Annotated in this window: 14 protein-coding genes; 10 read left to right on the top strand and 4 right to left on the bottom strand. The window is 40.7% G+C overall.

The features are described 5' to 3' along the window. The first annotated feature begins 73 nt into the window (after positions 1 to 73). From QL223_RS24715 to QL223_RS24670, 10 genes are all read left to right on the top strand, one after another. Positions 74 to 361 (top strand): hypothetical protein, encoded by a 288-nt coding sequence (locus QL223_RS24715; protein WP_281546268.1) that lies wholly within the window; start codon positions 74 to 76, stop codon positions 359 to 361. A gap of 70 nt (positions 362 to 431) precedes the next feature. Further along, positions 432 to 641: a hypothetical protein gene (locus QL223_RS24710; RefSeq protein WP_281546267.1), complete on the top strand. Its 210-nt coding sequence runs from the start codon at positions 432 to 434 to the stop codon at positions 639 to 641. A gap of 251 nt (positions 642 to 892) precedes the next feature. Further along, positions 893 to 1,189 carry a hypothetical protein gene (locus tag QL223_RS24705; protein ID WP_281546266.1) on the top strand — a complete coding sequence of 99 codons (297 nt, stop codon included), beginning with the start codon at positions 893 to 895 and terminating at the stop codon, positions 1,187 to 1,189. A 2-nt stretch (positions 1,190 to 1,191) separates the two neighbouring features. After that, a complete protein-coding gene (locus tag QL223_RS24700; RefSeq protein WP_281546265.1) occupies positions 1,192 to 2,088 on the top strand; it encodes a DNA cytosine methyltransferase in 897 nt (298 codons plus the stop codon). Positions 2,089 to 2,272: 184 nt separating this feature from the next. Then, a complete protein-coding gene (locus QL223_RS24695; protein ID WP_281546264.1) occupies positions 2,273 to 2,824 on the top strand; it encodes a hypothetical protein in 552 nt (183 codons plus the stop codon). Between the two features lie 180 nt (positions 2,825 to 3,004). After that, positions 3,005 to 3,250 carry a hypothetical protein gene (locus tag QL223_RS24690; RefSeq protein WP_281546263.1) on the top strand — a complete coding sequence of 82 codons (246 nt, stop codon included), beginning with the start codon at positions 3,005 to 3,007 and terminating at the stop codon, positions 3,248 to 3,250. Between the two features lie 11 nt (positions 3,251 to 3,261). Next, complete coding sequence (locus tag QL223_RS24685) at positions 3,262 to 3,642, top strand: hypothetical protein (RefSeq protein WP_281546262.1); 381 nt, start codon at positions 3,262 to 3,264, stop codon at positions 3,640 to 3,642. Between the two features lie 1,140 nt (positions 3,643 to 4,782). Continuing rightward, positions 4,783 to 5,586, top strand: coding sequence for a hypothetical protein (locus QL223_RS24680; protein WP_281546261.1), 804 nt, complete (start codon positions 4,783 to 4,785; stop codon positions 5,584 to 5,586). A gap of 814 nt (positions 5,587 to 6,400) precedes the next feature. Next, complete coding sequence (locus QL223_RS24675) at positions 6,401 to 7,009, top strand: helix-turn-helix transcriptional regulator (RefSeq protein ID WP_281546260.1); 609 nt, start codon at positions 6,401 to 6,403, stop codon at positions 7,007 to 7,009. Between the two features lie 207 nt (positions 7,010 to 7,216). Beyond that, positions 7,217 to 7,750 carry a hypothetical protein gene (locus QL223_RS24670; protein ID WP_281546259.1) on the top strand — a complete coding sequence of 178 codons (534 nt, stop codon included), beginning with the start codon at positions 7,217 to 7,219 and terminating at the stop codon, positions 7,748 to 7,750. 653 nt (positions 7,751 to 8,403) lie between these two features. Here QL223_RS24670 and QL223_RS24665 read toward each other — a convergent pair. From QL223_RS24665 to QL223_RS24650, 4 genes are all read right to left on the bottom strand, one after another. Next, complete coding sequence (locus tag QL223_RS24665) at positions 8,404 to 8,817, bottom strand: GNAT family N-acetyltransferase (protein ID WP_002541868.1); 414 nt, start codon at positions 8,815 to 8,817, stop codon at positions 8,404 to 8,406. A 39-nt stretch (positions 8,818 to 8,856) separates the two neighbouring features. After that, entirely contained in the window at positions 8,857 to 9,390 is a 534-nt protein-coding gene (locus QL223_RS24660; RefSeq protein ID WP_281546258.1) for a cysteine hydrolase family protein, read from the bottom strand. A gap of 94 nt (positions 9,391 to 9,484) precedes the next feature. Beyond that, on the bottom strand, positions 9,485 to 9,778 hold the full coding sequence (locus QL223_RS24655; RefSeq protein ID WP_281546257.1) for a YciI family protein: 294 nt from the start codon (positions 9,776 to 9,778) through the stop codon (positions 9,485 to 9,487). Positions 9,779 to 10,245: 467 nt separating this feature from the next. Beyond that, entirely contained in the window at positions 10,246 to 10,872 is a 627-nt protein-coding gene (locus QL223_RS24650) for a hypothetical protein (RefSeq protein ID WP_281546256.1), read from the bottom strand. Positions 10,873 to 11,652 lie beyond the last annotated feature (780 nt).

Genomic DNA, 11,652 nt, shown 5'->3' with positions numbered 1-11,652 from the left:
TAATAAATATGTTGGTTGAGATAACCAACAACCCATTAAGCCCGAAAGGGCAATAACCCGAGAGGACGAAAACATGAGTTACTTCTTAGCAAAGCTTGATGAAGCTGTGACTGTAGCAAATATTGAATCTAACTTGCTGCGGGAAAAAGCGCTTTTCGCTATCAATGGAAATCATGAAGACTTTGCAGAGGCATGCTTCCTGATTGGCATGTCTGTTGCTCGATTTTTTTACTATACGCATTCAAAAGTAAGTGATGAGATTTTGAGTAACCTCTGGGTGCTGTTGAAAGACGACATTCACGCAACCCAGTGTTTAAGGGAAGGAATTGAATACTTCATTGCAAGGGATGAAGAAAGATAACTAATACTATGGGCGGATAGGCGCCCATTTCATTAAACCCGAAAGGGCAAATACCCGAAAGGATGAAAATATGAGCGTTACAACAATCCAGATGCGCTGTCCAAAAGACATCAGAACGCAGGCAAAGTACATAAACCTTCAAGAGTTGAAAGAAGAACTGGTTCAACAAGTGAGGGATTTACCCCTATTTATGGGAAAAGATGCCGCTCTATTAGAGATGCATGATATTCAGACAAACATCTATCGACTGTACTCAAAGATAGAAGATATTAGTCAGTAAGAAGAAAGCCTCTGGCGTTAAGCGTCGGGGGCTTTGTGGGTTCAAACGATGCCCTATCACCTATTTAAATCCCTTCCGTGGCCACCATAGACAATTCCAGCTATAAATGTATCTGTATATAACTATATAGTTTTATAATTATAGCTTTTTAGGTGGATAGTTAGGCGCATTGCGCCTATAATAGATATGTTGGTTATCTCAACCAACAACCCATTAAGCCCGAAAGGGCAAATACCCGAAAGGATGAAAATATGAAACCAAAAACGTTTATGCAGCTATATCGCGCATATAAAAGAAAAATTCAGTTAAACCCTACATTAACCCCAACTCTAGACCCCGATGTTGTAGGAACATTTGGTTATACATTGACCAGCCAGTTTATGGCCTATGACAATTTGAGAAATAAGGTAGGGATATGCAATGTACATACTCGCATTAACTATCGCTTCTATATAACCCAGAAAACACATTACTGGAGATACAAAGCAAAACGCCTTAATACAATGTGGCGGAGCTGGCGACACCTGACCAATGGCGTAGGGGTGTAAGTATGGAGATTTTAGTGAATTCATATTTCTCAGGTGCTGGTTTGGCAGATTGTGGACTCTTAGAGGCCGGTATCACGATAAAGCAAGCTTTTGAACTTGATAAAGCAGCCTGCAAAACATATCGAACTAATTTGGGCGACCACATTAAACATTGTGATCTGACTGAGGAGTTAGTGTTAGAGCAAGAAAGTTGTCACGGGATGATGTTTACTTATCCGTGTACCAAATACTCCACCATAGCAGACATTCATGGTACTAGAACTGGAGACGACCTTTTCTTACATGCTTTGAGGCATTTAGCAATCGCAAGGCCAGAGTTTTACATTGTAGAGAATGTGCCAGGTATGCGTGCTTTCCCTGTCACTATGGAAGCAATGACAAAAATGCCAGATTATTACATTCACATGTTTTGTCCTGTTGAGTCGGAACTGTTTTTGCCCCAACGCCGCAACCGACTAATCATCATAGGTACAAAGCGAAACTTCGATGTTAGGCCACCGGAAAACACCAGAGCGATAACACTTAAAGAGATATTAGAAGAAGAGCCGAAAGTGACTTTCCCGAAAGCTATCTATGCAAGGATGGCTGGAGAGTATCGAGATTTACCAATCATAAGTGATCCCGAGCGTGGAGACATTGCGCCCTGTGCGGTCTCTCATTATGCGAAGGATAAATCAACGAGGCTTCTGAGAGATAAACGTTTTCCTTTAGGTGTCCGTCCCTATAGCGTTAGAGAATGGGCGAGGCTGCAAGGATTGCGAGATTCATTTATCTTTCCAGTGTCAGATACTGATGCATATATACAAGTAGGGAATGGCGTTTCTATACCCGTAGCTAGATGGTTTGGAACCGAAATGAAACGCTACATGCACCAAAACCGGCAATGCCGACTTTTCTAAAAAATAAGCCCGTTAGGGCTTATTTCTCTATTTCATAACATTAGCTACTATATAACTATATAGTTTTATAAATATAGCTTTTTAGGTGGATAATTAGGCGCATTGCGCCTATAATAGATATGTTGGTTATCTCAACCAGCAACCCATTAAGCCCGAAAGGGCAATAACCCGAGAGGACGAAAATATGAAAGCACATTACCACTTGGCGGCATTTGCAATTGATTGCGGTTACGACGTTGGTTTGTACTACTGTGACGAAGAACTGCTTGAACCCAACAACAAAGTTGACGAAGTGAAAGAGGGGATGGAAACGCTTGATGAATTTTCCCTACGAATTTTCCAAGATGGGAATCTTATTAGTAGTGCATATGTAGTGAGTGATATGGGCGAATATGCATCAGTAGCTGATTACCAAAAGAACGACTTCATGGTGAAGTGGTTGGATGCTTTGCACACCCATAAACGCAAAGTCTGGTCTGTGATAAAGGTTCAATGTCTCCTTACAGTTGCGGATTACTGCCGATGGATCGAACTAGAAGCATGTCATAAGGAGCTCTTAGATAGTGCTGAGGTAATGGCCCGAAAACTTAACTACGAATGCGGTGATGATGCTCATATGATCGCAGAGACAATAAATGACCATCTCGTGGAAACGCCGTGGGAATTAGATTCATTGCCACCATTGCTCTATCAAATATACAGGCACAGAGATTTGATTCTAAAGAGCGGCTCATAAGCGGTATAGATTCATAAAAATAGGCGGTGTTAGCCGCCTATAAAAGAACAAGAAGGTGGGATTATGACATTCCTAATTTGCATGTGGCAGACTGGTTAGCCAAAGGAGCCTTGTTAGTTATAGGCATATACATCGCTATTGATGCGCTAAATCTATAAAAAGCAGGAAATATTGAAAATTATGAAAAGCAAGATGGAACAGCAGCTTAGAGACTACTACAACTCAGTGATTGTTGGTGATGCGGTTTGCACCGTGACCGAGGGGCAGTTCGTTGAGCAGGCTCTAGAACTAGCCAATGATGGCTTAGAGGCTGTGCTGGTTGAGTTTACAGGTCTACCGACTTCTATCGAAATCGAAAAGGTTTCAATGATCCAGCAGGCACAGAAGCTAGGCCAGGTAACTTTTGAAGTGGCTATCGCTGAATAACGGAATTAAGTATGAAAAAAACGATATTGATTCTCTCTCTTGTCGCTTCTTTTGATGCATTTTCACAAGTTAGCGAGTCTCTGGTGAAGTCTCTATCTCCTTGGTCTCCTATTTCTCTAAAGAACGCCAATGGTGATTTGATTATAGTTCTAGATGAACATCGAATTACGGATACTATCTATACCGCTATCATCAACAATGGCTTGTGTATGCCTGTATGGCTGGGTGACAAAGACACTTTGGCTAACGTGAAATCTGTTGCTGTCTTAAACAAATTCTCAAAACAAGGCTACCTGTTTGAAGGCGGTGCTGATACGTGCGTCAAGCTCGGTGAGTTTTCTTCAGATAAACAAAGCGAAGTGTATTTGATGGGGCAAAGCAAAATCTATTGATGAATGCGAGGGAAGTGGTAAGGGGCCAAGTATGCAATCCAACTCAAAACAGATCACTGCTGAGTACATCGAATCTTACTGTGATGACTGTGAGGGAAAAGGGGTCTTTAGGGTGGCGCTAGACAAAAAGCCCATCATTCACACAAACCCGAAGCAGTGGCCGCACAAATGCACAAGGTGTAATAAGGAGGTCTACCTGACATTTCCATACCCAATTCTGAGGTACAAAGGCGAGCAGTTCCTATTGGCTAAACATGCCAGGTTCGAAGGTAACGACTACATCAAATAAAAAGGGGCAATTGATGCCCCTTTGAGTTTACTCGTCGATTAAAGCGATTATTATGTCTCGGATTTCGAAAACAATAGCGCTTAATGACATGCGTGAAAGGGTATCTCTTAACCCCCTCCATCTTTTGTTGTGGTTCAAATAAATGTACCTTTATTGTTGAATCGTCGCATGTCGAGATCTAAACTCCGTATGTCAATAGAAGAGTTCGTTCTCTAAAGGACGAAATTTTCGCCTATACAAGCTCATTGGTCTTGCAGGACTATGAGCTTGTTCTCTTTCTGGCAAGCTCTAAACTCTTGCCATACGCCATCCAGTATCGTACCTGTTTAACTCTCACGCAAAGCCGATAAGCCATAGTGTGAAAGCGGCCTCACTCAATGGATTTCATTAATATATCACTGCTCTTTTGATTCGTCACAATAGTTAACGTCGAAGTTAAATTGATTGTGATCGCGCTAAAGGTAATGGACAAATAAAGGATAATTTGACTATTACAAAGCTCGTGAGTGTGTCCTTTCGTCCCCGCTTTCTTCCTGTTACCCATCTTCAACCAGAACCCCAAAAACAAGGGTATTGAGTTACCGTGGCAGGGCGGCACTGCCGCTCTGGTCACCATAAATTCCCCTTTAATTTTTACATCGGTAAAAAGGCATTAAGGATTGTCACAGCAAAGGCACCCGGGCCTTTTTTGCTTTCAATCCATTGACGGTCAGACTTTCAAAAGAAAATATTCTCAATCAACTGGAAGTGGCTATTGCCACTGTTACTTGATTTTGGAAAGATTTGATATATTTGATTCACGACGCCAAAATAGCAGAGTTTGATTCTTTATTATTTACAGAGGAATCCTAATGGATCAGAGAACCAAAGAAAAGCCTGTGCCAAATGAGTTAAGTGAGTTGGTAGTTAATTATTGTGACCCATTATTTATCTCTGATAGCAACAGAATTCATCAGAGCAATGTGCGAAAAAGCAATGGCACTATTACTTACATTAACTACAAAAATCAACTATGGGGTGTCACAGCAGCTCATGTTGCAAATCTTGAAAATGCCAAGGATAGGTTAACGTTATGTGGATGCGGAACGCAGCCTGTTTATATTACAGAGTCTAATACTTATGGTGGCTTCAGACCACTGAGGAAAAATGAAGACGATAAGAAAAACCCTGATATAGCCATCCTGAAAATCAGTAACGAAATTAAAAAAATCCATTTTGATAGCAACTTAAAAAAGGCCATTAATCTTGAAAAATGGGAGAAACCGGATGCTACAGAAGAAATTATTACGCCTGTCGCTTTTGGGTTTCCGACTGATCACAAAACCCAGCAAGGGAGAGTTACGCTAAGTGACTTCGTTTTGGTTGCCGGATTTGTTTCCAACAAATGGTCTTTTTACAATGATGGCTTTTCGTTTCATGCCGAATTGAAGGAAGATAGTGAGTATTTTCTTAGCGGAATGAGTGGTGGGCCGATTTTTCATGCAGAAGATAGAGAGCATGATCCATTGCTTATTGGAATAGTCTATCAAGGCACTCCTGGCGGAAAATATAAGGAAACACCGGGGCTTGGCATGAATAATGTGTTTGTTTTTGGGCACACTCTAACGCCAGAGATCTTTGATAGGTGGCTCTATCTGGCAGGTTTTGATAGCTAACAAATTATACTTGAACACAAAGAGCCTGATTTTTTCGGGCTCTCCAATTCTGAACAGGTAAAGAGTATTTACTCTAAACGATTTTGGGGCAATTTTGATTTAGCCATCATAGCCAACTCAAAAGTGGACAAAAACGGGTTAGGGTTGGTGCTCTAAATCGATAACTTCAGATAGGGAGAAATGAAGTAGACACCCCTGTCTTTTATGAGAGTTGGCTGCTGGCGCAACCAACCGAATGCTATTCCTTACTGACCTAAAAAGTTAGCGCACAGCGTCAAAAAAACTAGTTTATTTATCTAGCCCTGTCCGATAACCGAACATTTTTTTGAGCCTTGGTTGGACCACAACAGCACACAATATTGATATCGGAATTGAAGCGTAGATGAAGATATCTTCTATTACCCCATCAAATAAATTTTCAGAGGTTAAAACACAGGTAAACCCAACTATTACGCTGGCTGAGATCGTCAAAAACCATGTTATCAACCAGAAAAAAAAATCTTTCCAACTCATGTTTTACTGTACCTCTCCAATTGAGTAGAGCGCATACTCTAAAGTCTTTCCTCGTTTGTGTGTATCGTTTTTTGGTGAGTAGTTACATTCAGCGAGAATTTCTCCCAGTTTCGGATGCTCTTCGACAGTATTGGATGTAGCGGAGAGTGAAAAATCTAACTTATCTTTGGGGCAAAACCTGTCAGTAGGTAATAGCAGCCCCCTCGGCCCAGTTTCCGAGCTGAACCCAAAGTGACCCCTTCATGAACTGGTATATAGATTTCCGTAGGTTAGAATCGTTTCAATAAGTTATGGAGGAACCATGAAAAACGAGATCCTGAAAGAGTTAATGAAAAGTAAGGGCTTTGACATAATGCGTCTCGCAATCGCTGCTGGTTTGGGTGAATCAACGATTAAAAGAGCGCGTCGTGGCAACAACATAAGTGCCGAAAGCATTTCAGCCATTGCAAGTGTTTTAGGTGTGACAGTTGCGGAACTATCAAACGGTATTATGACAGAGACTCAATCTGTAAGAGTAAGAGAGATAAAGGCGCAATATGGCCTTTTCCTCTCTGAATTTAGACACCTTTTCAATGTCTATGTAAGTTCTACAGAGAGTGAAGTAACCGCAAAAATGTGGCTAGGGGAGCTTGCAACAGAGAAGGCCATAGTGGCAATTAGAGCTGCACATATATCTCAAGCCGATTCTTACAGAAAGGTAAGAGAGCAAGATGCATTGCTACGGGCGTTAGTGCTACCTGATGAATTAGAGAACTATTCAAATCTTTTTGACAGATTTATGACAAACATGAACATGAGGAGAGGGCTTTCTCACTCACGTTCGCGTGCTGAATATCTAAGAAGCAAAGATATTGTAACTACCGAATATCGAGAGTCGATTAGCGCGTTGCAAGACTATTTACAACAGTAGTGAAATTTTCAAAAACAAACCCTCGGTTGTCGGTTAATTCACCGAGCCTAGTCCCGTTGGCCTGATGTTCAGAAAACTCGAAATCTAGAGTGAAGAAAAATACGCGGGTGTTTGCCAAACATCAGATGTTGAAAGAACCTGACAGATCGTTGACTAAGATGATAACCAAAGTACAATAGCCCTCCGGCCAGAAAATGGTGCATAGCATTGAATTCAAAAAACCATGAAAGCGCAATAACTATCGAAAATGCAGTAGCTATCCTCAACCACCTTTATGCAGATATTTTGATTGCTATTACTACTCTAAAAAATAGTGAAATAAGAGGCTTCGACACAGAGCTACATAGACAAGTGACTCATAGGCTCTGCTTCACTTCCCTCGTTATGAGCTGTAGTAAATACTCAGATCTTTGTAAGGATTATGGAAAACTACTGAAAACAGAAATCCCCCAGTTCAATAAAGTAAGAAACTCATTCAAAGCTCAGATAGATGATCAAAGAAAAATCAAAAGTTTTAGAAATGATTACATTGGTCATATTCATTCGAAAACTCTTGGAAGGCCGCTTACTCCAATTGAAATTCAAGAGCGATTTAAGGCAATGTGGGACACAAACGATATCTTTAATGCTTTGGATTGGATTTGCCCTGATAACTTAGATTCAACAGATAAGACCCAGAGTTTAGCAGGTGTAATTGGACTGATGAGAGATGCACTTTTGTCAAAATTAGATGCCACCTGAACGTAACCTATTGTAATTAAAATAGTAAAGCAGATTTCACGTGAGAGATCTCATATCAGGTTGGCATTGCTGCCATTTGAAATGTCCTAACCTCAGCAGTGGCTGGTGACCTCAGCGTTAATAGTCGGTGACGAAGTAGCCAGGTGCTTTGACAACTTGGTGTATTTGAGCGGGTTCAAATACGATGCATTCAGTGGGGACGATTTGCATGCTTACAACTTCCCCTGTTCTAATCAACACGCCATTACTGTCTAAATTCTCTGGTGGGAATTCACCAAAAAGTGAATCAACCAAGACTTGACTTCGATGGTATGTAAATCTGATTAGTTATTGATTAATCGATCAGCAATTCCCAGCAACCGCAGGATCAATTAGTGAGGATTAAAAGATTAGCTCAAGCAATGGAGAGTATGCGCTCTGCGAGATAAGTTAAGAACACCCGTAAATTGAAATGGGGCAAAAACGTACCAGAGCAGATCGGTCTGACACGAGTATGGACAGAAACGGGTTGGAACTAAAGCTCTATAGCGTCTACTTCGGATAACTTCAGATTAGGAAAAACAAAGTAGACTGCTTTGTTGTTCGATAGCATTGGCTGCTGACGCAGCCAAAAGAATGCTATTGCCTATTAACCGGAGAAGGGCTCATATGTGTTATAAGCGACTTTTTCTAAGCCTCTTATACATTCCATAAGCTTCTGGCGCTGTGTAATTAAAGCCTAACTTTTCGTAGAACTCTGGTTTGTCGGCTATTAGTGATACGTAAGAGCCGTCATTTGCCGCTTTTTCAAGATAAGACTCTATTTTCTCCATAATCGTCTTACCTAAACCCAAACCCTGATGGTTTGGATTGACTGCTATATCTACTATCTGGAAAAAGCATGCCCCATCACCGATAACTCTCCCCATGCCTACCAAACCATTAGAATCTCTAACACATACTGTATAAAGCGAGTTACTTAAACCTACATGTGCCGCTTCAAGTGATTTAGCAGACAGGCCAGCATCCAATCTTAGTTGACAATATTCTTCCGAACTTGGAGTTTGCTCCAGTACTTCATAATTCAAAACTGAAATTTCCTTGTAGCTTATAACAACTTATTAGCCCTATGCCCAAAGGTTGTGTGCCTCTACCGCTTCGATTTTGACACCGAAACTCGAAATATTAGGCAACGTAGCATTATGGTGCTCTCGAATTTGAGCCCCACTGGCGTGTTCCTTATCATGAGTTGTATGAGCATCCGAAACCAAAGTTACGGGATAGCCTAAACCTGCTGCTCTGCGAATGGTGGTATCAACGCAAAACTCTGAGGCGTAGCCACACACAATTAAGCTATCTACATCGAGTTCATTCAAAACACTTTGAAGATTAGTATTTAAGAATGAGTCTGGTGTTGTTTTGCGAACAATATAGTCACCAGTTTGTGTAATTAAGCTCGACTGCAATGCCCAACCTTCACTTTCGTATTCAATAACAGATTTAGGTTGCTCGTGCTGGATAAAGATAACTGGAACAGACTTAGCTCGCGCGAATTTCGTAACCTCATTAATTTTGGTGAGTACGATTTGTGATTCAAATGGTTGAGGTTCCGGGTCGAACAGAATCGACTGAACATCAATAACTAATACCGCAGATTTCATTATTTTCCTCTGATAGGGCTAACGTTGCCATAAACGGCGAGCGCGTTTTTTGCGAGTCCAGCCCCCCGAAGGGGGGCGATGTTTAATGGCCTTGTTATATGCAATTTTTAATGGCATCAAATTCTTTCGCTGCCATAGTTGGTATAAACTCTGTCACTTCATAGTCAGCCACATTAGCGATATAAAATGGGTCTTCTTTTATTATCGTGTCTAATTCTGCTTTATTAGTAGCATTTACAAGTATAACTCCACCTGTTCGTGGAACTTTTCGACCTGAAGCAATAAATTTACCTGCCGCATAATACTTCTCAAGGAATGTAACGTGAGCTTCAATATATTGATCAACTTCTGACAATTCCACTTTGTATGTTAAGGATACGATAAACACTTAACTCTCCATTGCATATAACAGTGTATTAGATGACAAAATGTCGCAATCAAACACGCCATTTTGTCCAACAATAACAAGCCACTGTATTTTAAAGGTGGCTTTCACTATGTTTTAAAAGCCCTTTCTCGCAGAGCTAAAAATGGCCTTGTGAAAACACCCCAAAATGGGGATTCGTAGGTATTATGCGACACCATTGTATTTACTGTGTGTATCAACAGTGGGAAAGTATATTCGGATTACAAAAAGTAGGGTAAATAGGAGGCTTTTGAACACCTCATCAAAAATGATGCTGGCTCACTTCGGGGCAATTTTGAGATGGCTATCATAGCTAGCCCAAAAGCGATAGCTTCCGATATATTCAGATTGGGATAGCTCATTTGAAGGCTTTGTTGTTAAAGAACTTGGCTGCTAACGCTAAGCCAAAAAAGAGCCAATTCCTATTGACTAAAAAAGGCTCATATTTTTTATAACTCAATTCCACAGTCTGCGAGTGCATTTTGTAATGACATGTCCAAGTCATAAACACCTGTACTAGAAGCAGCCTGATTTAAGCCAATAGTCCTATATTTTAGAGATTTACCAGCTAACATCTCTCTGATTATATTCTTAGCCTTTTCACCTGTGGTCGCTGTAAAAGGAGACATTGTTTGAGCAGACACCTCCATTGCTGATTCATAGCTAGCGGCAACCATTGCTTTTTGATCATCTGATAAGCTTTCGAGATAAGCAGGTTTGAGGTTTGCCAGTGTTGGAGCTAAATCTAGAGGAGTTTCAGAAATTAAAATATCCCATGTCTTGTTGGAGTCAATTCGAAACTGTGCATTTCCAACTGGGATCTTGTATTGACCACCACTTTGGAGACCGACACGCAATTCACCATTGACCTGCTCGATAAACGGATAATACTTTCCTACTTCCGTATATACATTTTTATTAGTGTACAACGAGCCAACTGTTACCTTGCATGAGGAAACGTCCGTAAACTCGTCCGTATTTTTAACTGAAATCCATTTAACTTCCGGCTGATTTGAATTTGAAGCACATCCTACGAGTGCTGCTATCGCCGTCAACACAACTATATGATTTCTCATTTTTTACTCCTGAGTTATCGCCCGCTAAAATGGCACGCAACACGGCACTACTGTCTAAATTATCCGGCGGAAATGTACCACAAAATGCATAAATCAGGAGTTGAGTTTGATCGCATGGAAAACTGAATGGTTATTGATTAATCAGTCAGTAATTTCTAGCATTCACACGGTGAATTCGTAGGGATAAAGGATTAGTATAAATAATGGATAGTTTGTGTTCTTCAAGCTAAGTAAAGAACACCTGTAAATTGAAATGGGGCAGAAACGTGCGAGAGCAGATCGGCCTAGCACGATTATGGACAAAAGTGCGTTGGAGTCGGTGCTCGAAAGCGTCAGCTTCGGATAACTTTAGGCAGGGGTAATCGAAGTAGACGGCTTTGTTGTTCGAAAGCAGTGACTGCTCAGGTAGTGTAAAAGACAGCTATTGCCTATTGACTGGAGAAGGGCTCATATGTGTTAGAATAACAACCTTCTATTGTTCCTTTCAATACTTACCGAAACAAAGGATCAATATATCTTTGTACAACTTCTGTCATTACAATGGCAAAAATGATGCAGCCCACAAGGAATATGCCGTATTTTTTTCCAGAACCACCATCACTTTCTATTCCGCTAGGAAATACAAAATACACGAAAATAGTGGATAATACTGGTATTGCAAACACACCAAGTAGGGTTGACTCGATCGTCGAATAGTCCTTTTCACTTCTCAAGCTATATAAAACAGAGACAAAAAATACTGAGATAAATGTTATAACTATTAGTTTTACACATTTCATA

The organism is Grimontia sp. SpTr1 (genome assembly GCF_947387585.1).
GTDB classification, from domain to species: Bacteria; Pseudomonadota; Gammaproteobacteria; order Enterobacterales; family Vibrionaceae; genus Enterovibrio; species Enterovibrio indicus.
Note: the sequence above shows the minus strand (reverse complement) of the source record. Positions and strands in the feature narration are given on the sequence as shown.